Raw genomic sequence first — 24,804 nt, 5'->3', positions numbered from 1 at the left:
TTCTTCAGAACCAGCGCTCGCCGACGAACACCGTATCGCCCGGGCTCATCGGCGTGCCCAGCGGCACCACAAAGCGCCCGGAGCCGGACGCATCGGTGTGGGTCAGCGTCACGCTGTCGCGGCGGGCACGCGGCGAGAAGCCGCCGGCAATCGCGACCGCGCTCTCGACCGTCATGTTCGGCACGTAGGGATATTGGCCGGGGGCCTGGACTTCGCCGAGGATGAAGAACGGACGATAGGACTCGATCTCGACCGCCACCGAAGGCTCGCGGATATAGCCGTTGCGCAGCCGTGCCGAGATTTCGCCGGCAAGCCCGGCCGGCGTGCGGCCGCGCGCCGGCACCGAGCCGATCAGCGGCATGGTGATCGCGCCCGCGGCGTCGATCGCATAGGAATTGGTCAGGCCTTCCTGGCCGTAGACCACCACGCGAAGCTTATCGCCGGGGCCAAGGTGATAGCCGTTGTCGTAACCGGCGGGGGGGCCACCCGGGGAGGCGGCGGCATAGACGACCGGGGCGGCGGCCGGGGCGGCATAGCCATAACCAGGGGCCGTGCTGGCGAAGGCTGAACGCAATGCGCTGATTGCACCGCCGCCGCCTGCATCGGCAACCGGAGCGGGTGCGTAGGCCGGGCCGTAGGTGACGGCATCGACGCCTTGCGGGCCGACGGCGACGGGACCGGACGTGCTCATGCAGCCAGACAGCGCGAGCGCAGCCACAACGGCAGTGATCGGCAATCGTAACGCGCGTGCAACCGGCACCGGACCTATCCCTCAACGGCGAGACAGGCCCAGTTTTGCACCACTTATGGTTAACAAAGGGTTTTCGAGGATCGAGCGGGAGGCCGGAAAAGCCGGCCTCCCATTGGCTTGGAGCCGTGCCCGGGAAGAGCGCAAACCGGCTTTCCAGAGCGAGCTCTTTCTCAACAAGACGGTCAGGCGGTGACGCCGACGCCGATCGGGCAGGACACGCCGGTGCCGCCGAGCCCGCAATAGCCCGCCGGATTCTTGGCGAGGTATTGCTGGTGGTAGTCCTCGGCGAAGTAGAATTCACCGGCCGGCGCGACCTCGGTGGTGATGGCGCCGAGGCCCTTGGCGGCAAGCGCCTTCTGATACATCGCCTGCGACTCATCGGCGGCTTTGCGCTGCGCGTCGCTGAACGTGTAGATCGCGGAGCGATATTGCGTACCGATGTCGTTGCCCTGGCGCATGCCCTGCGTCGGGTTGTGGTTCTCCCAGAACGTCTTCAGCAGCTTCTCGTAGGAGATCTTCTTCGGGTCGAACACGACCAGCACCACTTCGGTGTGGCCGGTGCGCCCCGAGCATACTTCCTCATAGGTCGGGTTCGGCGTGTGGCCGCCGGCATAGCCGACCGCAGTGGTGTAGATCCCCTCGCCGAGTTCCCAGAATTTGCGCTCCGCGCCCCAGAAGCAGCCGAGCCCGAAGACCGCCTGCTCGAGGCCTTGCGGATAAGGCGGCTGCAACTTGCTGCCATTGACGAAATGGGTGGTCGCGGTCGGGATCGGCGTCGCGCGGCCCGGCAGCGCCTCGGCGGCGCTCGGCAACGCGGTGGTCTTGCGCATGAACAACATGGACACCTCCAGGCGGGACATCGGCCGACGCGGCAACGGCCTGCGGGCCGGCTGTCACCTATATATGTCCTTACGCGGATGATGGCAGCCCCGTTACGGGGCGCTGCAGCCAAGGCGGGCTGCTGACAAGTCAGTCGCGCGCGTAGCCGATCAGGGGCTTGCGCGGCCGGAACAGGATCATCAGCAGGATGCCGGCAATGCCGAGCACTGCGAACACCGGCTGCTCCAGAAGCAGGCGGATTACATCATTCCAGAGCCAGGGCGCGAAGCGATCCACCCAAGCATGGAATGCCTGCTGGCTCGACTGGTGGATGTCGTTCCAGAACTGGCCGAATTGGGTGAACCGCAGGCTCTGGTCGGCGACGTAGCGGGCCCCGTCATAGACCATGAAGATGAAGCTGCCGGCCAGCAGCAGAAGGCCGATCAGACGGAAAAAGCCGCGGATCATGCGTCACCCTAACTCCCAGTCGCGCCCCACGCGTCGTCAGGCCTTACCGGGCGCCCCCCGGAAATTCAACCTCTTCAGCGGCTTATCCGGCCCCCGCAGGGACGATTTCGGGCCCTTTTTGGGTCCCGAAAGCGTTGACGCTTGAGCCCGCGCCATCTATAAGACCGGCCGATGGCGGCGGGCGCAATCCTGCCGCCGCTGTTCTTTGGACAGTGCCGCATGCGGGGGCAGCATTTTGCGCTCTTCGCATGGCCGCCTCAAGGACACCCAAGAAAGCCACCTTGGACAAATACATCAGAGTTGAGATTTGAACCGGCCGGTGCGCGCTAGCCCGACCACCGAGCGATCACCGCCGAAGGACAGTTAGAGAACCATGGCCAACACCACCTCCGCCAAGAAGGCGACCCGCAAGATTGCCCGCCGCACCATCGTCAACAAGTCGCGCCGCACGCAGATGCGTGGCGCGGTGCGCACCGTCGAGGAAGCGATCAAGAGCGGCGATCGCGAGGCGGCACTGAAGGCGATGAGCCGCGCCGAGCCCGAGCTGATGAGGGCAGCGCAGCGCAACATCATTCACAAGAACCTCGCGAGCCGTAAGGTGTCGCGCCTCACGCAGAGCATCGCCAAGCTCGCGAAGTAACGGATCGCCGCGCGAGCTGACTGGAAAACACATTTGTCACGAAGCCCGGCTCGCGCCGGGCTTTTTGTTTTTGTCTCGACTTTTGTCGTGGAAGTTTCATAGCGCGAGAACACTTCGCGTTGCCGCGCAACGAACTGCGTGTCATGTTTCGTCGCGTCCGTAGTTCTACCGGCTCAACATGCTTAATGCGTCGCACTCGCCCACAGATTGTTCTGCGCTAAGCTAGAAAGATGGAATAGCGCGCGAGCATTTCGCGGCGAAATCTGCGAAGCGGGGTTACCCTGCAAAAGTAATCGAGAAAAATGACGTCTCGCGAGTTACTTATGCACATAGCGCTGAACAGCGATTGGAAAAATGACCGGCGCGAGACCAAATGTAAATTTTCTATGAAAAATTTTTGGTATTGCACCGTCGTTTGTGACGCGCGTGAATCTGTGCGCTGATTCAAAAACTTGCTTTCGCAACTCAGCATCGGCAGCGCCGCAACAGTCGCGAAGAGTCTCGATCCCCGTCGAATCCACGGATTGTCAGAAAATCAGCTTGGTGTATCTATTTCTTGTTCGCGACGCCCACGGCTCTCCAGATCAGCGCGGTTTGAGACCCAGGGGCGGACGCACAAATCGGCGGCGGTGTGTGCGTTAGCGACGCTTTCCAAGCGAAGCTAGATTGACAACTCATAGCGATATGAGGACAGACGACCTGTGTCAAAAATTCTCCGGCGATGTCCCCGGCAATTTGGGGGATCGAACAAGAGAGACCAGGACGTCAGTCGGAATCTGGCAGCGGGAACGCGGAGCGAGTGAACGGGTTGACGACGACACGGCGGCGGCGAAGCGCCGGGCATTTCGGTGTTCGGTAGCAGCAGTTCGAATTTGAAGACACGAGCAAGCTGACAACTTGCCGCGATACGTCGCGGCGGGAGGGGGAGGTCTTATGGCTTACGGTATCATCACTGCAGTCGAACCAACGACAGCCGAAGCGCAAATTTCCAGTGGTGCCGTAATCAACCCCTCGGACGTCAGCTCCCACCCGAAGCGTCCGTCGAGTACGCGCTGACCTCGCGGGGCGCATCTTCTCCAAACAGCTGATCTGTCGGGTGGCGCATGGACGCCACACGGGAGAGCTTTGTCCGGAGCAGACCGCGCCCGCTAGAGGTCGCGCCGCGGCAGGAAACCTGCACGGCGCTTTCGCAACGATCATCTCTCAGACTTGGAAGTACGAAGGCAATGACGAACACGGAACAGGATCGCTGGTCGCGGGTGAAGGGACGTTTGCGGACGAGCGTTGGCGAGGACGTCTACACGAGCTGGTTCGCTCGGATGGATCTGGAGAGCGTGCACGACGAAAGCGTGCACCTGTCGGTTCCGACCCGGTTCCTCAAGAGCTGGATCCAGGCGCATTATGCCGAACGCGTGCTCTCCTGCTGGCAGGCCGAGATGCCCGAAGTGCATCGCATCGACCTCACCGTGCGCTCGGCGATCCGCGCGACGGCTCCGGTGAAGGAAACGGTTGCGCCCGTCGAAGTGCGCCGCATCGAGCGCACCGACGGCAGGCTCGTGCCTGAACTGCGCTCGGTTGCGACCGCGCCGGTGTCCGCGAGCCACGACGCGCTTGGCGGCTCGCCGCTCGATCCGCGCCTGACCTTCGCCAGCTTCGTCGTCGGCCGTTCCAACACGCTGGCTCATGCGGCGGCCCGCCAGGTCGCGGAAGGTCGCCGCGGCGATCCCGTGATGTTCAACCCGCTCTACATTCATGCCGGCGTCGGCCTCGGCAAGACGCATCTGCTGCAGGCGGTGACCTGGGCCGGCAATTCCGGCGGCGAGCGCAAGGTGCTGTATCTCACCGCCGAGAAGTTCATGTACGGCTTCGTCGCGGCGCTGAAGACGCAGACGGCGCTGGCCTTCAAGGAGGCGCTGCGCGGCATCGACGTGCTGGTCATCGACGATCTGCAGTTCCTGCAGGGCAAGTCGACGCAAGCCGAGTTCTGCCACACGCTGAACGCGCTGATCGATGCCGGCCGCCAGGTCGTGATCGCTGCCGACCGTCCGCCGTCGGATCTGGAAAGCCTCGACGACCGCGTGCGCTCGCGACTTGCGGGCGGCCTCGTGGTCGAGATGGGCTCGCTCGGCGAGGAGCTGCGGCTCGGCATCCTGAAGTCGCGCGTCGCCGCCGCCCGCGCCCACCATGCGAGCTTCGATGTACCGGAGGAAGTGCTCGACTATCTGGCGCGCACCATCACCCATAACGGCCGCGACCTTGAAGGCGCGATCAATCGCCTGCTGGCGCACTCCAAGCTCAACAACCAGCCGGTGACGCTGGAGATGGCCGAGCGCGAGGTGCGCGACCTGATCCGCCCGCAGGAGCCGAAGCGGATCAAGATCGAGGACATCCAGCGCGTGGTCGCCCGGCAGTACAATGTCAGCCGCTCCGACTTGCTGTCGTCCCGCCGTACCGCCAATGTGGTGCGCCCGCGCCAGGTCGCGATGTATCTGGCGAAGACGCTGACCTTGCGCTCGCTGCCGGAGATCGGCCGGCGCTTCGGCGGCCGCGACCACACCACGGTGTTGCACGCCGTGCGCAAGATTGAGGCACTGGTCGCCAAGGACACGGCGCTCTCGGAGGAAGTCGAATCGCTGAAGCGCCAGCTGCAGGAATAGGGCCGCTTCATCCGGCCGGCTCGTTCCATAGCCCTCCCCTTTGCCAAAGGGGAGGGCTAAACTTTTTCCGACCCAAAACGTGGGGAACGGGGCTCGTTCGCGCCCGTATCCCTTGCACCGGCCGCCCATCCGCGCCACCTTGCGGTCCCCCCGTGGGTTTGATCAAATCCGGTATTGATCCGGCTTTTCGGGTTTCCAATGCCGCGGTGCTGCCCTGAACGGCCGCCCGGCTTTTCCATCTGAGGGATCTGGCGGGTATTGCAATGAAGGTCACCGTCGAGCGCGCGCAACTCCTGAAATCGCTGGGTCACGTTCACCGCGTGGTCGAGCGCCGCAACACCATCCCGATCCTCGGCAACGTGTTGATCCGCGCCGAGGGCGCCAAATTGTCGCTGAAGGCGACCGACCTCGACCTCGAGGTGACGGAGACCTTGGCCGCCGAGACCGGAACCGCCGGCTCGACCACGGTGCCCGCGCACATGTTCTACGACATCGTCCGCAAGCTGCCCGACGGCTCGCAGATCGTGCTGGAAGCCGACGGCGACCGCTCGGTACTGGCCGTGCGTGCCGGCCGCTCGCGCTTCACGCTGCAGACCCTGCCCGAGAGCGACTTCCCGGGCCTTGCCGCCGGCGACATGACGCATTCGTTCTCGCTGCCGGCTTCCGACATCAAGCGCCTGATCGACCGCACGCAGTTCGCGATCTCGACCGAAGAGACCCGCTACTACCTCAACGGCATCTATCTGCACGCGGCCGGCAGCGCCAAGGCGGCGACCCTGCGCGGGGTTGCGACCGACGGTCACCGGCTGGCGCAGATCGACCTCGCACTGCCCAAGGGCGCAACCGGCATGCCCGGCGTGATCGTCCCGCGCAAGACGGTCGGTGAGGTGCAGCGGCTGATCGAGGGCGACGACGCCGAGATCTCGATCGAACTGTCGGACGGCAAGATCCGCTTCACGCTCGGCAATGTGGTGCTGACCTCGAAGCTGATCGACGGCACCTTCCCGGACTATGGCCGCGTCATCCCGCAGAACAACGACAAGGAACTGGTCGTCGACAAGAAGGATTTCGAAGCCGCCGTCGACCGCGTCTCGACGATTTCCAGCGAACGCGGCCGCGCGGTGAAGCTCGCGCTGTCCGCGGGCAAGCTGGTGCTCTCGGTCACCAACCCGGATTCCGGCAGCGCCACCGAGGAGCTCGAGGTCGAGTACGCCTCCGACGCGCTCGATATCGGCTTCAACTCGCGCTATCTGCTCGACATCGCCGCCCAGATCGAGGGCGAGGTCGCAGTGCTGAAGCTCGCCGATCCCGGCTCGCCGACCCTTGTGCAGGACCGCGACAGCAAGGGCGCACTCTATGTGCTGATGCCGATGCGGGTGTGATGACCCTCTCTTCACGAGCAACTGCACCCTCTCCCCTTGTGGGAGAGAGTGGCGCCGCAGGCGCCGGGTGAGGGGTTGGTGCCGCGAACGCCGCACCATCGACCGACCGATGAACGCCTCCGCAGCTTCGCAAAGAAGATGCGCCGGGAGCCGACTGACGCGGAAGCGAAGATGTGGCGCCTGCTGCGCGATCGGCGCCTGTCGCACTTGAAATTTCGAAGGCAGGTTCCATTTCGAAATTACATTCTCGACTTCGCGTGCTTCGAGAAGCGCCTCGCCATCGAGGTCGACGGCGGTCAGCACGCTTCGTCGCCGCGTGATGCATCCAGGACTGACGCGCTTGCGGCGGAAGGCTTTCAGGTCTTGCGCTACTGGAACAATGACGTATTGCGGACGCCCGGGGCGGTGCTGGAAGACATTGTCCCCAAGCTTGCCGAGCTGTGAGATACCCCTCACCCGTCGCCTCACTTCGTGAGACGCCACCCTCTCCCACAAGGGGGAGAGGGGAAGGAAGAGAGATGACCCCGTCCCGCATTCACCGCCTGTCGCTGACGCATTTCCGCAATTACCGGACGGCGACGCTGCAGGTCGCCGGCGACATGGTGGTGCTGGTGGGGCCGAACGGCGCCGGCAAGACCAATTGCATGGAAGCGGTCTCGTTTCTGTCGCCGGGCCGCGGCCTGCGCCGCGCGACGCTGGAGGACATCGCCGACAACCAGGGCGACGGCTCCTGGGCGGTCTCGGCCGAAGTCGAGGGCGCGCTCGGCCTTGCGACGCTCGGCACCGGTATCGATCCGCCGACCGGTGACGCCGGCAACACAAGGCGCTGCCGCATCGATCGCGAACCGGTGGGGTCCGCAACCGCGTTCGGCGATCATCTGCGCATCGTGTGGCTGACGCCGGCGATGGACGGCCTGTTCATGGGCGCCGCCTCGGAACGGCGGCGCTTCTTCGATCGCCTGGTGCTGGCGATCGATTCCGAGCATTCCAGCCGCGTCTCGGCACTGGAGCGCTCGCTGCGCTCGCGCAACCGACTGCTCGAGGTGCGCAACTATGACGACCATTGGTGTGATGCGATCGAGCGCGAGACCGCCGAGCTTGCGGTCGCGGTCGCCGCGTCGCGGGGCCAGACCGCCGCCAAGCTCGCCGTGATGCTGCGCGAGCGCGGCGCGGCCTCGGCCTTCCCCTCCGCCGAGATCATGCTCGACGGCTGGATGGAGAACGCACTGCTGCAGGAACCTGCAACGGCGGTGGAGGACCGCTACCGCGAGATCCTGCGCGCTAGCCGGCCGCGCGATGCCGCCGCCGGGCGCACGCTCGACGGCCCGCATCTGACCGACCTGCAGGTGGTTTACGCGCCGAAGAACATGCCGGCGCGTGACGCCTCGACCGGCGAGCAGAAGGCGCTCCTGATCGGGCTGGTGCTGGCGCACGCCACGATGGTCGCGGAGATGACCGGCATCGTGCCGCTGCTGCTGCTCGACGAGGTCGTCGCCCATCTCGATCCGAACCGCCGCAAGGCGCTGTTCGACGAGCTCGCCAAGCTCGGCGCGCAGGTCTGGATGACCGGCGCCGATCCCGCGGCGTTCGTCGATATCGGCCCGCGAGGAGAGATTTTCGACGTCGAATCCGGCCGCGCCACGCGGCGCGGCTGAGGGTGCGGAATCTGCTCCGAGAGGGGCCCGAATCCGCCTTCGAATCGGGCTTTTCGAGATGGCCGGAATCGGCCTTTGAAAGCCTTGAAACAGGCCTAAAAAATCCTATTTATTCAATAGTTTGTAGATGGAGACTTTGCGCTAGGCGCAACCCCTCTTTCATGGCACAAATAGCGGAATCAGCGCCTCATATTGCGCAGCTGATTCGGATATCCTCGAAGGCCTCACATGACTGAACCTGCCCGGCAGACCCCTGCCGAATCTGAGCATCCCGTTCCGGCCGAATATGGCGCGGAATCGATCCGGGTGCTGAAGGGCCTCGACGCCGTCCGCAAGCGCCCCGGCATGTATATCGGCGACACCGACGACGGTTCCGGCCTGCACCACATGGTCTACGAGGTCGTCGACAATGCGATCGACGAGGCGCTGGCGGGCCATGCCAGCCGCGTCCTGGTCACCCTCAACGCCGACAATTCCGTCACCGTGTACGACGACGGACGCGGCATACCGGTCGGCATCCACAAGGAAGAGGGCGTCTCGGCAGCCGAAGTCATCATGACCCAGCTGCACGCCGGCGGAAAATTCGACCAGAACTCCTACAAGGTTTCCGGCGGTCTGCACGGCGTCGGCGTCTCCGTCGTCAACGCGCTCTCCAGCAAGCTCGCGCTGCGGATCTGGCGCGACGACAAGGAGCACTACATCGAATTCGCGCACGGCGATGCCGTGGCGCCGCTCAAGGTGGTCGGCGATGCCCCGGGCAAGCGCGGCACCGAGGTCACCTTCCTCGCCTCGGTCGAGACCTTCAAGAACATCGAGTATGATTTCGCGACGCTGGAGCACCGGCTGCGCGAGCTCGCCTTCCTCAATTCGGGCGTCAACATCGTGCTCTCCGACATGCGTCACGCGGTCGAGAAGCGCGAGGAGATGCACTATTCCGGCGGCGTCGAGGAATTCGTCGAATATCTCGACCGCAACAAGAAGGCGATCGTGCCGGCACCGATCATGGTGCGCTCGGAAGCCAACGGCATCGGCGTCGAGGCGGCGCTGTGGTGGAACGACAGCTACCACGAGAACGTGCTGTGCTTCACCAACAACATCCCGCAGCGCGACGGCGGCACCCATCTGGCCGGCTTCCGCGGCGCGCTGACGCGCCAGGTCAACGGCTATGCCGAGGCCAATGCGAAGAAGGAAAAGATCGCGCTGACCGGCGACGATTGCCGCGAAGGCCTCACCGCGGTGCTGTCGGTGAAGGTGCCCGATCCGAAATTCTCGTCGCAGACCAAGGACAAGCTGGTGTCCTCGGAGGTTCGACCGGTGGTCGAGAACGTCCTGAACGAGGCGCTCGCCGCCTGGTTCGAGGAGAATCCGAAGGAAGCCAAGGAGATCGTCGGCAAGGTGATCCAGGCCGCCGCGGCCCGCGAGGCTGCGCGCAAGGCCCGCGAGCTGACCCGCAAGAATCCGCTCAGCGTCTCCTCGCTGCCCGGCAAGCTCGCCGACTGCCAGGAGAAGGACCCGGCCAAATCCGAACTGTTCATCGTCGAGGGCGACTCGGCAGGCGGCAGCGCCAAGCAGGGCCGTAACCGCGAATTCCAGGCGGTGCTGCCGCTGCGCGGCAAGATCCTCAATGTCGAGCGCGTCCGTCCCGACAAGATGCTGTCATCCGAGCAGATCGGCACGCTGATCACCGCGCTCGGCACCGGCATCAGTGACGATTTCTCGGTCGACAAACTGCGCTATCACAAGATCATCGTGATGACCGACGCCGACGTCGACGGCGCCCATATCCGCACCCTGCTGCTGACCTTCTTCTATCGTCAGATGCGCTCGATCATCGACGGCGGCTATCTCTATATCGCCCAGCCGCCGCTCTATAAGGTCTCGCGCGGCAAGTCCGAGCAATACCTGAAGGACGAGCGCGCCCTCGAGGACTATCTGATCTCGACCGGGCTCGACGAATGCGTCTTCAAGCCGGCCTCCGGCGACAACCGCTCGGGCCGAGATCTGCTGTCGCTGGTCGAAGACGCGCGGGTCATCCGCTCGGTGCTGCGCAACCTGCACAGCCGCTATAATCGCGCCGTCATCGAGCAGGCCGCGATCGCAGGTGTGCTCAACCCCAGGATCACCGGCGATATCGCCACCGCCAATTCGGCGGCCGAATACATCGCCAAGCGGCTGGACGCCGTGGCCGAAGAGGTCGAGCGCGGCTGGATCGGCACCTTCACGGAGGGCCAGGGGTTCCAGTTCGAGCGCACCGTGCGCGGTGTCAAGGAATTCGCCGTGATAGACGACGCCTTTCTCGGGTCGGCCGACGCCCGCAAGCTCGATGAATATGCGACCGAACTGCAAGAGATCTACGTGCGCGCGGGCAAGCTGCGGCGCAAGGATGCCGAGCAGATCATCCACGGCCCGATCGACCTGTTCGAGGCCGTGACCGACGCCGCCCGCAAGGGCATCTCGCTGCAGCGCTACAAAGGTCTCGGCGAGATGAACCCGGAGCAGCTCTGGGAGACCACGCTGGACACCGAGGCGCGCTCGCTGCTGCAGGTGAAGATCAAGGAGGTCGACGAGGCCGACGATATCTTCACCAAGCTGATGGGCGACGTGGTCGAGCCGCGCCGTGAGTTCATCCAGGACAATTCGCTCAGCGCCACCATCGACATCTAGGAGGCCTGCGGCGCATTGCACCACCGTCATTGCGAGGAGCGAAGCGACGAAGCAATCCATTTTTCAGCTTGCGGCGCGATGGATTGCTTCGCTCCGCTCGCAATCACGTGGATCGTACAGTGCACACTACTTCCGTCACCCTGGAGGCGAGCAACCGTCCTGACGGGGTGACATCTCCGTGACAGCGCGACCGGCGCCGTCGCGGCGCTACCTTTCGTGTGGAAGCTGCGCCGCCAGTTGTGTTACGGTACCGGACGGCCGTTGATTCCGTTGCGGAATTTCCAATGGCCCAGTCTGAATGATGCGTTCAGGGGACATTCCGCGTGCCGCCGATCCAATACATCGTCGAAGGCGGCCGCCGCCTTTCGGGCACCATCGAGCCGTCGGGCAACAAGAACTCCGCGCTGCCGATCATCGCCGCGGCACTGCTCACCGAGCACCCGGTCACGCTGACCAACGTGCCGCGCATCCGCGACACCGAAACGCTGGTCGAATTGTGCCGCTCGGTCGGCGCCACCGCCGAATGGACCGAGCGCAACACGCTGCAGATTCATGCCAAGGAGATCCGCGCCGCCGATCTCGATCCGGCGCTATGCGCGCGCATCCGCGCCTCGATCCTGCTCGCAGGCCCGCTGCTCGCCCGCTGCGGCGAGGTCGCGCTGCCGCCGCCCGGCGGCGACGTGATCGGCCGCCGCCGGCTCGACACGCACTTCCTGGCCTTCGAGCAGCTCGGCGCCACCGTCACCGCGACGCACCGGCTCGAATTCCGCGCCACGCGGCTGAAGGGCGCCGACGTGTTCCTCGACGAGCCCAGCGTCACCGCGACGGAGAACGCGCTGGTCGCCGCGGTCGCCGCCCGCGGCACCACCTATCTGCGCAACGCGGCCTCCGAGCCGCATGTGCAGGACCTCGCCAATTTCCTGATCGCGCTCGGCGCCAGGATCGAAGGTGTCGGCACCAACACCATCATCGTGCACGGGCCGGCAACGCTCGGCAGCACGACTTTCGCGATCCAGCCCGACCATATCGAGGTCGGATCGCTGATCGGGCTTGCCGCGGTGACCCGCTCGCCGCTGCGCATCGCGCGCGCCGGCGTCGAGCATCTGCGCTCGATCCGGATGGGCTTTGAGCGGCTCGGCATCGTCTGCGGCGTCGAGGGCGACGACCTCGTCGTCCCGTCCGGCCAGACCATGAAGATCCAGGACGATTTCGGCGGCCATGTGCCGAAGCTCGAGGACCAGCCCTGGCCGGCCTTCCCGGCCGACCTGATGTCGATCGCGATCGTCACCGCGACGCAGTGCGACGGCGTCATCCTGATGCACGAGAAGATGTTCGAATCCCGGATGTTCTTCGTCGACAACCTGATCGCGATGGGTGGCCGCATCGTGCTGTGCGACCCGCACCGCGCGATCGTCGCCGGCCCCAGCCGGCTGCGCGGCGCGCCGATGAACTCGCCCGACATCCGGGCCGGTATGGCGATGCTGCTGGCCGCGGTATGTGCCGAGGGTACCTCCACCATCAACAACGCCGACCAGATCGAGCGCGGCTATGAGCGGATCGATGAGCGGCTCAACGCCCTCGGGGCCAAGATCAAGCGGATTCCCGCGCGATCGTGATTCCCTGCGGCAGCTTGGCCATCCTTCCGGCCGGTTTGCCGTGCTAAGCGTGCCGTCATGACCTGCATCGACAAGATCGACCCGGCCGCGCCGAACGCGGCCGTTGTCGTCCCTCGCAACCTGCTCACGGCCGAGCTCGCGGAAACGCTGAAGCTCGCGGTGCCGCTCGCGCTGACGCAGCTCGGGCAGATCGCGATGATGACGACCGATCTCGCCTTCATCGGCCGGCTCGGCAGCGAAAACGTCGCCGCCGCGGCGCTGGCGCACACCGTGTATTTCGTCAGCTTCACCATTGGCATGGGCATGATGTCGGCGGTCTCGCCCCTGGCCGCGCAGGCGTTCGGCGCGCGCAACCCGCGCGTGATGCGGCGCGCGCTCCGCGTCGGCCTGTGGGCCGGCTTCTTCATGGTGCTGCCGCTGATGGCGCTGCCGTTCCAGGGTGAGCGCATCCTGCTCGCGCTCGGCCAGACCCAGGCCACCGCGCATCTGGCGCAGCAATATCTGTTCGGTCTCGCCTGGGGCATCCTGCCGGCGCTGTGGTTCATCGCGCTCCGCGGCTTCATGAGCGCGGTGAACCGGCCGGAGCCGGTGCTATGGATCACGCTCGCGGCGATCCCGGCCAATGCGCTGATGGTCTACCTGTTGCTCTACGGCAAATGGGGCATGCCCGAACTCGGCATGTTCGGCGCCGGGCTTGCGACCACGATCGTCAATCTCGGCACCTTCCTTGCCGGCGTGTGGTTCGCGGCGCGCCGCCGCCCGTTCCGCAAGTACCACGTATTCAGCCGCGTCTGGCGCATCGACTGGCCGCTGATGGGCAAGCTGGTCGCCGTCGGCGCGCCGATCTCGATCGCCTTCCTGCTGGAATACGGCCTATTCGGTGCGGCCGGCCTGCTGATGGGGCTGATCAGCACCACGGCGCTAGCCGCGCACCAGATCGCGCTGCAGATCGCGGCGATCCTGTTCATGGTGCCGTTCGGCGTCAGCATGGCCGCTACCGTGCGGGTCGGCCAGGCCGTCGGCCGCCGCGATACCGACGCGGTGCAGCGCGCCGGCTTTGTCGCGATCGCGCTCAGCGGCATCTTCATGAGCATCATGACGTTCGCGGTGATCCTGGCCCGCTTCGAGATCGCGGCGCTGTTCCTCGGCGAGGCCTCCGATACCACCGCGCAGCTCACCGCGGCGCTTCTGTTGATTGGCGCGACCTTCTTCATCGCCGACGGCATCCAGACCACCACCGCGGGCGCGCTGCGCGGCATGAACGACACCCAGGTGCCGCTGCTGTTTGCCGTCATCAGCTATTGGCTGATCGGCTTCGCGTCGGCCTCAGCGCTCGCCTTCTGGGTCAAGCTCGACGCCGCCGGTGTCTGGATCGGGCTGTCGCTCGGGACGGTGGTCTATGCGACCCTCCTTGTCTTGCGTTTCCGCCTGCTGGCACGCAGACTGGGCAAATGAGGGTCGACGAGGTCACGCCGAACGTGGATTCCGCCGCGCTGCTCGCCGGCGCGCAGTTCGTCGACGCGTTCCGCATCGCGACCGCGTGCCCCGACCTCGATGCGCGGCACGCCGCCGAGGCGATGGTGGCGCGGCAGCCGCGCTGGATCGAATGGCTGCTTGCCCTGCGTAATTTCATCGTCGCGCCGCTTGGCCTGAAAACCTCGGGCGCAGCCGACGGCGCGACACGCGATATGATCGGCATCTTTCCGGTGGTCAGCGAGACGCCGGAGCGGCTGGTCGCGGGATTCAACGACAAGCATCTCGACTTCCGGCTCGTCGTCGACGTCGCCTCCGCGGGAGCTGTGCGCAGCATTACCGCGACCACGCTGGTGCTCACCCACAACTGGTTCGGGCGCGCCTATCTCGCGGTGATCCTGCCGTTCCATCGCCTGATTGTGCCCGCGATGCTGCGCAAGGCCGGACGCTGAAGTAGTACTCGATCTCAAGCCGCGCTCTTCTCCGGCGTGTCGGCGACGATCTTCTCGGAGGCGTCGGCGTTGGTGCACCAATTGCCGTGGCAGCGCTTGAGGTCGTTGAGATTCTGCCGCATCTGGTCGAGCGAGAAGCCGAGCGCGTAGAAGCGCTCGGCGGCATCGACCGGCAGGCCGCGGATCAGGCCATCCCTGCGGACCGCGGCGACCTCCTCGCTATAGGCATGCAGCGCGGCATCGACCGGCGCCATGTCGGCCGGGCCGCTGCCGGCGCGCAACGCGGTCGCGACCGCCACCATGTAAGTCACGATCGCCTTGCTGACGTCGGCCAATGGCCGCGCCAGCCTCGCCTGGATATCGGCCGGCAGCGGCACCACACAGGCGCGCCCGATCATCACGACGTCGTGCCGCAGCCGCTGGATGGTTCGCAGCAACGGCCCGGTGTCCGGTCCCGACGACAGATGCATCGAGCGCTCGCGCTCGGCCTCGAGGCCGGTCGCGTGCAGATTGGTCACCGCGGTGCCGATGCCGTCCTGGATCCGGTGCAGCGCGTCGTTGTCGAGGCCGCGGGTCAGGCCGGCGAGCAATTCGGCGAACGCCGCCGACAGCAGCTCCAGCAGGTTCGATGCATTGACCCTGATCTGACTGACCGCGCGCGACGGCAGCACCAGGAACGAGATCAAAAGCCCGGTGAGCGCGCCGACCGTCACCTCGAGGACGCGGTCGATCGCGGAATCCAGCGGGTTGGAGTGATGCATCGTCGGCAGCAGCAGCACGATCACTGCCGTCACGGTCGCAGAGTTCAGACTCGGATTGAGCGCGGCGATGAAGGCCAGCGGCACGATCGCCAGCACCAGCAGCGCCAGCAGGCTGCCCTCGCCGGAATGCGGGATCAGCACCGCGATCGCGCCGCCATAGACGGCGCCGCCGATGGTACCGAGCATGTAGTCGCGGCTGGCCTTCAGCGAGCGGCCGACGCTCATCTGGGTCACGATCAGCGAGGTCAGCACCGCCCAGAGCGGCAGCATCAGGTTGAACGCCAGCGCGATGGTATAGGCCGCCACGCCGGCGGACGCGATCCGGACCGCCAGCGCCAGCTGCGTCTTGCGAGCCCAGAGCTGGTCGAACATGCGTTTTGCGAAGGTCCTCATGCACCGTGATCCGCAATCAAAGGAAAGGCCCGTGTTACATGACTTGAAGCTAACCGACCTGAAGCTAACCGATTTGGAGCATGGCAGCTGCCCGCGGCGGCAAGGTGGCTTGAAAGGCCTGACCTGCCCGCCTACCCTGCGCCGCAAAATTGAGGAAACACGATGGCCCACGAAACCGCAACGCTCGCCGCCTATGTCGCCGACCTGAAATATTCCGACATTCCGCCGGAGGTGCTGGAGCGAGCCAAGGTTTTGACGCTGGATTTCCTCGGCAGCACCATCCGCGCCCGGCGCGATGCGGAATCGACGCCGTCGCTGATGAAGATGCTGGAGGCGCTGGCGCTCGACGGCAAGGGCGAGGCCACCGTATTCGGCGACACCAAGACCTGGACCCCGGCGGTCGCGGCGCTGCTCAACGGCGCGCTCGGCCATTCGCTCGATTTCGACGACACCCACGCCGATTCCTCGCTGCATCCGAGCGCACCCGTGGTGCCCGCCGCGTTCGCGGTCGGCGAGATGGTCCGCGCCTCCGGCCGGGACGTGCTGACCGCGATCGTCGCCGGCTATGAGGTGTGCTGCCGGCTCGGCAACGCGCTCGACCCGACCTCGCATTACGCCCGCGGCTTCCACCCGACCGCGACCGCCGGCACCTATGGCGCGGCCGCGGCGGCAGCCAAGCTGTTCGGCCTGTCGAAGGAGCAGATTGTGTCGGCTTTCGGCGTCTCCGGCAGCCAGGCCGCGGGCTCGCTGCAATTCCTGGTCAACGGCGCCTGGAACAAGCGCTACCAGGTCGGCGCCGCCGCGATGAACGGCGTGATCGCCGCGACCCTCGCGCGCAACGACTTCATCGGCTCGAGCGAGGCGGTCGAGGGCAAGCACGGCCTTCTGGTCGGCTATACCGATGACGCTCATCCGGACAAGGCGGTGGCGGACTTGGGCCACACCTACGAGACGCTGAAGATCGGCGTGAAGCCGTATCCGAGCTGCCGCTACACCCACGCCGCGATCGACGCGCTGATCGCGATGCGGCGCGAGCACAACCTGACGCCGGACCAGATCAGGAAGGTCGAGATCGGTCTGCACCGCAACGGCATCACGCTGACCGGCGACGCCGCTACCAAGCGCCACCCGACCTCGGTGGTCGGCGGCCAGTTCTCGATGTTCTTCACCGGCGCGATCGCGCTCGACCAGGGCCATTTCGGCTGGGACGACTACGACCGGCTGGGCGATGCGGCCATCGACGCGCTCGCCGACAAGTTCGACGTCGTGCAGGACGACCGGCTCGAGGTCGGCCGCACCCATCCGTTCGGCGCCCGCGTCTCCATCACGACAGATGACGGCACCCATGAGCGCCTCTATGCCGATCCCTCCGGCGAGCCGACCTCGTTCCCCGACGCAAAGGCGATGCAGCAGAAATTCCTGACGCTGGCCCGCCCGGTGCTCGACAAGCGCGCCGACCAGCTCGCCGACGCCATCCTGACGCTGGAGCGCTTCGATCGCGTGGAGAAGGCGACGCAGCTGGGAAGGCAGTAAGCAGGCCGTCGAGGCGCAGGCTGCACGCCACGCCCACAGCTGTCGTCCTGGCGAAAGCCAGGACCCATAACCACCGCATTTGATCATGAACGGGATCGTGGCCCCAGCGTCGCGCAACAAGTCTCATTTGGGGTAATGGGTCCCGGCCTTCGCCGGGACGACGACGGCGGGGATGCGTCGTAATTCAAGAAGTCAAACAGCGCGGTGTCATCGCCCGCGTGGCGAAATGGATTCCGGGCTCATGCTTCGCATGCCCTGGAATGACGGCGCGTCCTACTCCGCTCCGTCGATGATCACGAAATCCCCGTCTGAATATTTCTGCCGGATCGCCTTCGCGGCCTGATATTCCGGGCAGGTGTAGCATTCCATCGCAGTGGCGCGATCCCTGAATTCGATGACGAAGTTGCGCTGGCGCGTTGCGCCTTCCATCACCTCATAGGGGCCATTGCGCACGATGAAGTTGGCGCCGTATCTGACGAATACCGGCATCGCGGCGGCGAGATATTCGGGATAGCGGGCTTCATCGTGAACCGTGACGTGCACGATCCAGTAGGCTTTCGGCATGATGGTCTCCGGCTGACGCGTGCTTCAAGAAACTGTGGCGCACCTCCTCACGAGATGCGCCATCGCATCAGAAAATTCCGGAGGCCGAGATTCAATTCACGATCGCGCGGGTGTTGTGTGACGTACCGGTCAATTGCCGCCCGCGAGCCGTGGGCTTGCGGACGTCGCGGTGACGACGTCGCGAACCAGATCGAACACGCCGTCCGCCTCGGGCGGCATGTTCGGCGAGCGGCCGAGCCGGACGATGACGAGGTGCTGCGACGGCACGATAATCACATACTGCCCGATCGTGCCCTTGGCGAAGAAGGCATCGCGCGGCCAACCGTGCTCGACACGGTAGTGGGCGCCAAAGCTCTCGCCGAGATTGGTCCAGAAGCCCGCGCCATAGCCGACCCAGGCATTCGGCGTCGGCGATGCCGAGTATTTCACCCAGCCCTCGGGCAGGATACGCTTGCCGCCGGCCACGCCGTCATTGAGATAGAGCTGACCCAAGCGCGCCCAGTCGCGCGCACTCGCCATCATCGCGCCCGATCCTTCCGGCGTGCCCGCAGCATCGAACTGCATCACGACATTGCGCATGCCGAGCGGATCGAACAATTCGGCCCGCGCGAAGCGCATCACGTCGGCCGCATGCCCGCCGGCGGCGTTGCGGATCAGATGTGAGAGGATCAGGTAGTTGCCGTCGTGATAGTTCCAGACCCGGCCGGTCGCGCTCTCCAGCGGAGCGCTCTCGGCGAAGCCGGCCATATCCGATTCCATGTACTTCATGCGGTTGACCGGCTCGAGCACGGATGCCAGCGACGCCTGCAGCGAGCTGCCGAGCGCAAGCCCTGCGGTGTGGCGCAGCAGCTCGTCGACCGTGATCGCGTGGCGCGGATCGTCGGGATTCCGCCAGGCCGCGATCGGGACCGGCTGGTCGCGCGTCAGCCTGCCCTCGCGGACGAGGATTCCGATCAGGGCCGAGATCGCCGACTTGCTCATGGAGAAGCCGAGCAGCGGTGTGTCGATGCCGATGCCGTCGGCATAACGCTCGGCGACGATGCGACCGTCCTTCATCACGACGACAGCGCGGGTGTGGCGGAATGGCGCCTCCGCGGGCTCGGCAAAGGCGCGGTCGAGCGCAGCCGCAAGCTGCGGGGTCTGCGGCGGGACGAGCTCCGGACCCGCGATCTCGGGCAGCAGCGCGGCCTGTGGCTTCTCCGGCGGAAGCACGGTATCGCCCAGCGTCTCGCCATGGTCGAGCGTGCAGCCCATGCCCTCGCGATAGACCGCATGGCTGCGGCCAAGCCCGAACAGCGTCACGGTGACGTCCCTGCGGTCGAGGTCGACCTCGGTGTCCATCGCCCAGGTGATCAGGCCGGCCCCCGGCATCGCGTCAGTGGTCTCGGTCAGGTTTCGCCTGGGGTCGAGCCCGCTGACGAAGGTCTCCGAGCAGATCACGTTGGCAACAAAGCCGGTCGCGACCTCAGGCACATCGCGGGCGCGGGCGGCGGACAGCGCCAGCGCACCAAAGGCGGTGGTGGCGGCGAGAATAAGAAAGAGCTTTCGACGGGTCACGGGGTCTTCCGGCAATGCGCAATGGGCGCGTGGCTGGATCAGGCCGCAGGGGACGGGAGAGCGCTCGCCGGATTTGGAAATCGGGCTGGTCGAGGATTGGCGGCGACTGGTCGATTCTGGAATTCTACAGCGATTACAAGGGCCTGTAATCGCGACGCCTCTTACCTTCTCCCCTTGTGGGAGAAGGTGGCGCGGACGAAGTCCGCGACGGATGAGGGGGTCTCGATCCGCGGAGACAAACCCCTCACCCGGCTTCGATGCTACCGCATCGAATCCACCCTCTCCCACAAGGGGAGAGGGTGCAGCGGTATCCGCCGCAAGCAGGACATCTACACCGCACTCGCCTTCAGCTTCCGGTACTCCGTCGGCGTCACGCCGGTGGTCGCCTTGAAGGCGCGGTTGAAGGGGCCGAGCGACTGGAAGCCGGCGTCCATGGCGATGGTGATGACCGGGACTTCGGCTTGGGAGGGATCGGCGAGCGCCGCCTTGGCCTCCTCGATCCGGTGGTTGTTCAAGAAGACGTTGAAGTTGCGGTAGCCGAGCCGCTGGTTGATCAGCCGTCGGAGACGATATTCGGGGATTTTCAACCGGGTCGCCAGCGCGCCGATCGTGACGTTGTCATGGCGGTAGATCCGCTCGTCCGCCATCAGCCGCATCAGGGCATCGACCAGCTTGCGGTCGGCCGCCTCCTCGGCCGCGGCCGGCTTCGTCGGCACGACGGCCTCCGCCGGCACCGTGAACAGGTCGGCGCCGTCGACGCGCATCATCGCCCAGGTGATTGCGGCCACGATGGCGGTGAGCACGGCCGCGCTCACCAGGTTGGCCCATTCCACGGTCACGCGGCTGCCGGCATAGGCAATCTGAAGCAGCGCGTTCATTCCGCCATACAGCGCAGACGCGGCGACGATGAAGACGCGGACACGGCGGCGACGCTCGACCAGATCCGCCGACCACGATCCGATGGTTTGCGCCACCGCGAGCGCAACGAAGACGAGCGTGAGCGAATTGACCATGATGATCGCGATCTGCGCGTGACCGGCGGGTGCAATCCACATGCAACTGACGAAGCTGTAGGCCACGACCGCGGCCCAGATCAGGCCGTGCCACCAGCGCAGCTGAAACGCGTCATCGAACAGCGCGCGCGTGAACAGCCAAAACACCACGATATCGCCGGTCGAGAGCGCGATCAGTGGCGCATGCCAGTCCGAGACCGGCGGCCCGGCACCGATCGACGCGGTCACCGCGTGCGCGGCCGAACCGAGCGCGAAGGCGGCCGCAAGGCGCCCCGAAAGCGCCTTGCGAAAGTCAGTGAGCAGCAAGGCGGCAAGCACCAGCAGCAGCGCCACGCTGGCGCTGCGCAGGCAGAGTTCAAGTGCGGCCCAATGTGAAGCAGCCGACGTCATCGCCGAACAATCGTCGGTCGGACGTGGTTTTTCAAGATGGCTCGCGCTGCCAGCGCTGACGCGACGTCACCCAGATATCGACCACATCGCCCTCGAGCTTGCCCGGCCCCTCGTTCACGGCACCGAGTCGCCGCGCCACCGCCTGCGAGGCGACGTTGGCCGGATCGATGCAATGGATGATGCGGTCGACCGTGAAGTTCGCGAACACAAAGTCGATCGCGGCACGCGCCGCTTCCACCGCATAGCCCTTGCCGCGATGTTCTTTGGCGATACCCCAGCCGACCTCGAAGCCCGGCCATTCCGGCGGATGATACGGGCCGACGCGGCCGATGTAGCGGCTGGAGGATTTCTCCTCCACCGCGAACATGCCGAATCCGTGCAGCGCCCAATGACCCGAGATGACGGCGGCATTGCGCCAGCCCTTCAGCTCCGACGTGATCGGCTGGTGATCCGGCGTGATGAAGCGCGCCGTCTCGGGATCGGACAGCATTTTCGTGTTCTCAGCGACATCGGATGCGCGCCACGGCCGCAGGATGAGCCGCGCGGTCTCGATCACGGGACCGTCGACCTGCAGCAGTCTTGCGCCGGGCTTGATCAGAGAAACCATGACTGTCTCCGGTTTCCAAGTTTGGACTTGCTGCCATCGAGAGCAGGTGCAAGCCACAAGTAATTCGTCTTCCTGCGAAAGCAGGGACCCATAGCCACCGATGTGTGTGGCTAGCGAAAGCTGGGGCCCCAGCCTTCGCAAGACTAGCATCGGTGGTTATAGGCCCCGGCTCGCGCGGAGCCTGTCATCGGGCGGCGCTTCGCGCCGACCCGTTGGCTTGGCCGGGACGACGGATAGAGAGTATGATCACGGCAAAAGAGTATCATCGCTACACTACTGTAAGGAGTCCGACATGAGCTGGCAGCCCTCGACCGATCCCGAACTCGGCGATCCAAAGACCTGCGACGCGCTGGATCTGATCATCGTGCCGCGCACCCGCGATCTCGGCGACGGCTTTGCCGTGCGCCGCGCGCTGCCGCATGGCAAGCGGCAGATGGTCGGACCCTTCATCTTCTTCGACCATTTCGGGCCGGTGCAGTATCTCGCCGGCAAGGGCATGGACGTGCGGCCGCATCCGCATATCGGGCTCGCCACCGTCACCTACCTGTTCGACGGCAGCATCATGCACCGCGACAGCGAAGGCAACATCCAGGAGATCCAGCCCGGCGCGATGAATTTGATGACCGCGGGCCGCGGCATCGCGCATTCCGAGCGCACGCCCGACGTGCAGCGCCGCGACGGCCAGAAGATGCTGGGCCTGCAAAGCTGGATCGCGCTGCCTGCGGGCAAGGAGGAGATCGCGCCGTCGTTCCAGCACTATGGCGCGGGCGACCTGCCGATGATCTCCGAGCGCGACTTCACCGCGCGCATCATCGCGGGCTCCGCATTCGGCATCACCTCGCCGGTCAGCATGGTCTCGCCCTGGTTCTACACCGAGGTGACCGCGAAGGCCGGCACCTCGGTGCCGCTCGACCCCGACCATGAGGAGCGCGCGATCTATCTCGTCGACGGCGAGGTCGAGATCGCGGGCGACCGCCATGAAGGGCCGAGACTCCTGATCTTCCGGCCCGGCGACCGCATCACCGTCAAGACGCTGCGGCCGACCCGCATGATGTTCCTCGGCGGCGACGCCCTGGAGGGGCCGCGCCACATCTGGTGGAATTTCGTCTCGTCCTCCAAGGAGCGGATCGAGCAGGCCAAACAGGACTGGAAAACCGGCCGTTTCGCGCAGGTTCCGCACGAACACGAGTTCATTCCGCTGCCGGAGTGAGCTAATTCCTGTGATAACCTCGAACGCCCGCACGGCCGTGTGCGGGCGCTCGTCTTTGAAGGCCACCTAGAGAGATCACGCCATGACCGCGATGCTATCCAGCGATTTGCCCCTGCCCCGGATCGGCCGCGGCAAGGTGCGCGATATCTACGCCGTCGGCGACGATCGCGTGTTGCTGCTGACCACCGATCGCATCTCGGCATTCGACGTGGTAATGGCGGAAACCATTCCGATGAAGGGCGCGGTGCTGACCCAGATCAGCGCCTGGTGGTTCCGGCAGCTCGAGGGCACCGTGCCGCATCACATGATCAGTGCCGATGCCGACGAGATCATCCGCGCCGTGCCTGAACTGAAGGACCATCGCGCCGACATCCTCGGCCGCGCGATGCTGTGCAAGCGCACCACCGTGTTCCCGATCGAATGCGTGATCCGCGGCTACATCTCCGGCTCGGCGTGGAAGGAATATGCAGCCGATGGCACGCTTGCCGGCGAGAAGCTGCCGGCCGGCCTGGTCGAGAGCCAGAAGCTCGAACCCGCGATCTTCAGCCCGGCGACCAAGGCCGAGGCCGGCCATGACGAGAACATCACGGTTAAGCGGGTGTGCGAGATCGTCGGTGCCGACGTCGCCGCGACGCTGGAGAAGATGGCGCGCGACGTCTACGGCTATGGCAAGCAGACCAGCCGTGCCCGCGGCATCATCATCGCCGACACCAAGTTCGAGTTCGGCCGCGACAAGGACGGCCGCATCATCCTGATCGACGAGGTGATGACGCCGGATTCGTCGCGGTTCTGGGCGGTCGATGCCTACAAGCCCGGCCAGTCGCAGCCGAGCTTCGACAAGCAGCCACTGCGCGACTATCTCGACGTCGAGCGCCGCGCCGGTCGCTGGAACGGCGACGCGCCGGCCCCGCCGCTGCCGGCCAGCGTGGTGGATGCGACGAGCAAGCGGTATCTGGAAGCGTATCGCCGCGTGACGGGAAGCGAGCTGAAGGTTTAGCTGCACCGTCGGCGCGTTCGCTCTTTCACCGTCACCCTGAGGAGGCCGCAACGCGGCCGTCTCGGAGGGTCGACGGCCCGGCTGGTGGCCGTCCATCCTTCGAGGCTCGCTCCGCTCGCACCTCAGGATGACGGGGAATGAGCGGTGCACGCTTCGCTTTGCCCACCCTGCGGAATTGCGCTGTCTGTCGTGGGATTGCACCGAACTCACCTCTGAGCCACTCTCCGGCACAACAAGAACAGCCCTGGGAGCGCCCCATGTCCGATGCCGATACCGTGCTCGTCGAGCGCGACGGTCCTGTCACCATCATCTCGATCAACCGTCCGCACAACCGCAACGCCGTCGATGGCGCCACCGCGCGCAAGCTGTATGACGCGTTTCTCGCCTTCGATGCGGATGCGAGCGCATCGGTCGCGGTGTTCACCGGCACCGGCGGCTATTTCTGCGCCGGCGCCGATCTGAAGGCGGTGGCGGCGGGCGATCCCGAGAAGAAGCGCGAGGTCGGCGGCCACAACACGATCGCGCCGATGGGACCGAGCCGGCTGCGGCTTTCGAAGCCGGTGGTCGCCGCGATCGAAGGCTTTGCGGTCGCCGGCGGCATGGAGCTCGCGCTGTGGGCCGACATGCGCGTCGTGGCCGAGGACGCAACCTTCGGCGTGTTCTGCCGCCGCTTCGGCGTGCCGCTGATCGATCTCGGCACCATCCGCCTGCCGCGACTGATCGGCCATTCGCAGGCCATCGACATGATCCTGACCGGACGCCCGGTTGCCGGGCCCGAAGCCCACCGCATGGGACTCGCGAACCGATTGGTGCCGAAGGGCGAGGCCCGCGCCCACGCCATTGCGCTCGCCAAGGACATCGCGAAATTCCCGCAGAAATGCATGCGCGCCGACCGGCTGTCGGCGCTGCGGCAGTGGGACCTCGACGAGGAAGAGGCGATCAGGAACGAGATGCGCGGCGGGCTCGACGTGATAGCGTCAGGCGAAACGCTGTCGGGCGCGGCGCGCTTTGCCTCCGGCGTCGGCCGTCACGGCGCCTTCGGCAGTGAGAGCGGCCACGGCTGAAGATTACGTCTCGCTAGCCTTCTCCTTTTCCTGAAAGGGGGAAGGTCGGGATGGGGTGAGCCGCAGGCGATGCCGTATGCGGAGAGAGCTGATCCCCACCCGCTTGCTCTGACGAGCAAAGCGACCTCCCCTTTTCAG

21 protein-coding genes are annotated in these 24,804 nt (G+C 65.7%); 13 read left to right on the top strand and 8 right to left on the bottom strand.

Going from position 1 to position 24,804, the window contains the following annotated elements:
• Positions 1 to 4 precede the first annotated feature (4 nt).
• The 3 genes from ACSKB9_RS25390 to ACSKB9_RS25380 all read right to left on the bottom strand — a co-directional run bounded on the left by ACSKB9_RS25390 (position 5) and on the right by ACSKB9_RS25380 (position 2,038).
• The gene (locus ACSKB9_RS25390) at positions 5 to 760 is read right to left on the bottom strand and encodes a polysaccharide biosynthesis/export family protein (protein WP_438076517.1); all 756 of its coding nucleotides are present in this window, start codon (positions 758 to 760) and stop codon (positions 5 to 7) included.
• A 173-nt stretch (positions 761 to 933) separates the two neighbouring features.
• Positions 934 to 1,590 carry a peptide-methionine (S)-S-oxide reductase MsrA gene (gene msrA, locus ACSKB9_RS25385; protein WP_026192018.1) on the bottom strand — a complete coding sequence of 219 codons (657 nt, stop codon included), beginning with the start codon at positions 1,588 to 1,590 and terminating at the stop codon, positions 934 to 936.
• 130 nt (positions 1,591 to 1,720) lie between these two features.
• Complete coding sequence (locus tag ACSKB9_RS25380) at positions 1,721 to 2,038, bottom strand: hypothetical protein (RefSeq protein WP_016842666.1); 318 nt, start codon at positions 2,036 to 2,038, stop codon at positions 1,721 to 1,723.
• A 373-nt stretch (positions 2,039 to 2,411) separates the two neighbouring features.
• Between ACSKB9_RS25380 and rpsT the strand changes: the two genes are divergently transcribed.
• From rpsT to ACSKB9_RS25335, 9 genes are all read left to right on the top strand, one after another.
• Positions 2,412 to 2,678 carry a 30S ribosomal protein S20 gene (rpsT, locus tag ACSKB9_RS25375; RefSeq protein ID WP_438076514.1) on the top strand — a complete coding sequence of 89 codons (267 nt, stop codon included), beginning with the start codon at positions 2,412 to 2,414 and terminating at the stop codon, positions 2,676 to 2,678.
• Positions 2,679 to 3,904: 1,226 nt separating this feature from the next.
• The gene (dnaA, locus tag ACSKB9_RS25370; RefSeq protein WP_057015334.1) at positions 3,905 to 5,335 is read left to right on the top strand and encodes a chromosomal replication initiator protein DnaA; all 1,431 of its coding nucleotides are present in this window, start codon (positions 3,905 to 3,907) and stop codon (positions 5,333 to 5,335) included.
• A 263-nt stretch (positions 5,336 to 5,598) separates the two neighbouring features.
• Positions 5,599 to 6,717, top strand: a complete 1,119-nt coding sequence (dnaN, locus tag ACSKB9_RS25365) for a DNA polymerase III subunit beta (protein ID WP_074126563.1) — start codon at positions 5,599 to 5,601, stop codon at positions 6,715 to 6,717.
• 78 nt (positions 6,718 to 6,795) lie between these two features.
• On the top strand, positions 6,796 to 7,161 hold the full coding sequence (locus ACSKB9_RS25360) for an endonuclease domain-containing protein (protein WP_438080396.1): 366 nt from the start codon (positions 6,796 to 6,798) through the stop codon (positions 7,159 to 7,161).
• 74 nt (positions 7,162 to 7,235) lie between these two features.
• On the top strand, positions 7,236 to 8,372 hold the full coding sequence (gene recF / locus ACSKB9_RS25355; protein WP_092080951.1) for a DNA replication/repair protein RecF: 1,137 nt from the start codon (positions 7,236 to 7,238) through the stop codon (positions 8,370 to 8,372).
• A 228-nt stretch (positions 8,373 to 8,600) separates the two neighbouring features.
• Entirely contained in the window at positions 8,601 to 11,036 is a 2,436-nt protein-coding gene (gene gyrB, locus ACSKB9_RS25350; RefSeq protein WP_438076510.1) for a DNA topoisomerase (ATP-hydrolyzing) subunit B, read from the top strand.
• 323 nt (positions 11,037 to 11,359) lie between these two features.
• Positions 11,360 to 12,652: a UDP-N-acetylglucosamine 1-carboxyvinyltransferase gene (gene murA / locus ACSKB9_RS25345; RefSeq protein ID WP_028341392.1), complete on the top strand. Its 1,293-nt coding sequence runs from the start codon at positions 11,360 to 11,362 to the stop codon at positions 12,650 to 12,652.
• Between the two features lie 57 nt (positions 12,653 to 12,709).
• Positions 12,710 to 14,107, top strand: a complete 1,398-nt coding sequence (locus tag ACSKB9_RS25340; RefSeq protein ID WP_438076508.1) for an MATE family efflux transporter — start codon at positions 12,710 to 12,712, stop codon at positions 14,105 to 14,107.
• The gene (locus ACSKB9_RS25335; RefSeq protein WP_438076506.1) at positions 14,104 to 14,577 is read left to right on the top strand and encodes a DUF2867 domain-containing protein; all 474 of its coding nucleotides are present in this window, start codon (positions 14,104 to 14,106) and stop codon (positions 14,575 to 14,577) included. The genes ACSKB9_RS25340 and ACSKB9_RS25335 overlap by 4 nt, the downstream gene beginning before the upstream one ends.
• Positions 14,578 to 14,591: 14 nt before the next feature.
• On the opposite strand, the gene ACSKB9_RS25330 is transcribed toward ACSKB9_RS25335, so the two are convergent.
• The gene (locus tag ACSKB9_RS25330) at positions 14,592 to 15,731 is read right to left on the bottom strand and encodes an FUSC family protein (RefSeq protein WP_438076504.1); all 1,140 of its coding nucleotides are present in this window, start codon (positions 15,729 to 15,731) and stop codon (positions 14,592 to 14,594) included.
• A 162-nt stretch (positions 15,732 to 15,893) separates the two neighbouring features.
• Here ACSKB9_RS25330 and ACSKB9_RS25325 point away from each other — a divergent pair, with 162 nt between their 5' ends.
• Entirely contained in the window at positions 15,894 to 17,264 is a 1,371-nt protein-coding gene (locus tag ACSKB9_RS25325; protein WP_438076502.1) for an MmgE/PrpD family protein, read from the top strand.
• Positions 17,265 to 17,537: 273 nt separating this feature from the next.
• Here the strand turns inward: ACSKB9_RS25325 and ACSKB9_RS25320 are convergent, their stop codons facing one another.
• From ACSKB9_RS25320 to ACSKB9_RS25305, 4 genes are all read right to left on the bottom strand, one after another.
• Entirely contained in the window at positions 17,538 to 17,828 is a 291-nt protein-coding gene (locus ACSKB9_RS25320; RefSeq protein WP_438076500.1) for a DUF1330 domain-containing protein, read from the bottom strand.
• Between the two features lie 129 nt (positions 17,829 to 17,957).
• A complete protein-coding gene (locus ACSKB9_RS25315) occupies positions 17,958 to 19,385 on the bottom strand; it encodes a serine hydrolase domain-containing protein (protein WP_438076498.1) in 1,428 nt (475 codons plus the stop codon).
• Between the two features lie 329 nt (positions 19,386 to 19,714).
• Positions 19,715 to 20,788 (bottom strand): helix-turn-helix domain-containing protein, encoded by a 1,074-nt coding sequence (locus ACSKB9_RS25310; protein WP_438076496.1) that lies wholly within the window; start codon positions 20,786 to 20,788, stop codon positions 19,715 to 19,717.
• A 31-nt stretch (positions 20,789 to 20,819) separates the two neighbouring features.
• Positions 20,820 to 21,395: a GNAT family N-acetyltransferase gene (locus ACSKB9_RS25305; protein WP_438076494.1), complete on the bottom strand. Its 576-nt coding sequence runs from the start codon at positions 21,393 to 21,395 to the stop codon at positions 20,820 to 20,822.
• 292 nt (positions 21,396 to 21,687) lie between these two features.
• Here ACSKB9_RS25305 and ACSKB9_RS25300 point away from each other — a divergent pair, with 292 nt between their 5' ends.
• The 3 genes from ACSKB9_RS25300 (at position 21,688) to ACSKB9_RS25290 (ending at position 24,666) form a co-directional block, all read left to right on the top strand.
• Positions 21,688 to 22,605, top strand: coding sequence for a pirin family protein (locus tag ACSKB9_RS25300; RefSeq protein WP_028335539.1), 918 nt, complete (start codon positions 21,688 to 21,690; stop codon positions 22,603 to 22,605).
• Between the two features lie 82 nt (positions 22,606 to 22,687).
• Positions 22,688 to 23,602, top strand: a complete 915-nt coding sequence (locus tag ACSKB9_RS25295) for a phosphoribosylaminoimidazolesuccinocarboxamide synthase (protein ID WP_438076491.1) — start codon at positions 22,688 to 22,690, stop codon at positions 23,600 to 23,602.
• 257 nt (positions 23,603 to 23,859) lie between these two features.
• Entirely contained in the window at positions 23,860 to 24,666 is an 807-nt protein-coding gene (locus tag ACSKB9_RS25290; protein ID WP_438076489.1) for a crotonase/enoyl-CoA hydratase family protein, read from the top strand.
• The last annotated feature ends 138 nt before the right edge of the window (positions 24,667 to 24,804 follow it).

Source organism: Bradyrhizobium sp. BR 1433, from assembly GCF_051547665.1.
GTDB classification, from domain to species: Bacteria; Pseudomonadota; Alphaproteobacteria; order Rhizobiales; family Xanthobacteraceae; genus Bradyrhizobium; species Bradyrhizobium australafricanum.
This window is presented reverse-complemented; position numbering and strand designations above follow the sequence as displayed.

Bases quoted from the DNA above. Each gene is read 5' to 3' on its own strand.
- ACSKB9_RS25305 (WP_438076494.1), bottom strand. From the start codon at position 21,395: ATGGTTTCTCTGATCAAGCCCGGCGCAAGACTGCTGCAGGTCGACGGT.
- ACSKB9_RS25380 (WP_016842666.1), bottom strand. From the start codon at position 2,038: ATGATCCGCGGCTTTTTCCGTCTGATCGGCCTTCTGCTGCTGGCCGGC.
- recF (WP_092080951.1), top strand. From the start codon at position 7,236: ATGACCCCGTCCCGCATTCACCGCCTGTCGCTGACGCATTTCCGCAAT.
- ACSKB9_RS25325 (WP_438076502.1), top strand. From the start codon at position 15,894: ATGGCCCACGAAACCGCAACGCTCGCCGCCTATGTCGCCGACCTGAAA.
- dnaA (WP_057015334.1), top strand. From the start codon at position 3,905: ATGACGAACACGGAACAGGATCGCTGGTCGCGGGTGAAGGGACGTTTG.
- dnaN (WP_074126563.1), top strand. From the start codon at position 5,599: ATGAAGGTCACCGTCGAGCGCGCGCAACTCCTGAAATCGCTGGGTCAC.
- ACSKB9_RS25295 (WP_438076491.1), top strand. From the start codon at position 22,688: ATGACCGCGATGCTATCCAGCGATTTGCCCCTGCCCCGGATCGGCCGC.
- gyrB (WP_438076510.1), top strand. From the start codon at position 8,601: ATGACTGAACCTGCCCGGCAGACCCCTGCCGAATCTGAGCATCCCGTT.
- ACSKB9_RS25330 (WP_438076504.1), bottom strand. From the start codon at position 15,731: ATGAGGACCTTCGCAAAACGCATGTTCGACCAGCTCTGGGCTCGCAAG.
- ACSKB9_RS25340 (WP_438076508.1), top strand. From the start codon at position 12,710: ATGACCTGCATCGACAAGATCGACCCGGCCGCGCCGAACGCGGCCGTT.
- ACSKB9_RS25320 (WP_438076500.1), bottom strand. From the start codon at position 17,828: ATGCCGAAAGCCTACTGGATCGTGCACGTCACGGTTCACGATGAAGCC.
- ACSKB9_RS25300 (WP_028335539.1), top strand. From the start codon at position 21,688: ATGAGCTGGCAGCCCTCGACCGATCCCGAACTCGGCGATCCAAAGACC.
- ACSKB9_RS25310 (WP_438076496.1), bottom strand. From the start codon at position 20,788: ATGACGTCGGCTGCTTCACATTGGGCCGCACTTGAACTCTGCCTGCGC.
- ACSKB9_RS25335 (WP_438076506.1), top strand. From the start codon at position 14,104: ATGAGGGTCGACGAGGTCACGCCGAACGTGGATTCCGCCGCGCTGCTC.
- msrA (WP_026192018.1), bottom strand. From the start codon at position 1,590: ATGTTGTTCATGCGCAAGACCACCGCGTTGCCGAGCGCCGCCGAGGCG.
- rpsT (WP_438076514.1), top strand. From the start codon at position 2,412: ATGGCCAACACCACCTCCGCCAAGAAGGCGACCCGCAAGATTGCCCGC.
- ACSKB9_RS25290 (WP_438076489.1), top strand. From the start codon at position 23,860: ATGTCCGATGCCGATACCGTGCTCGTCGAGCGCGACGGTCCTGTCACC.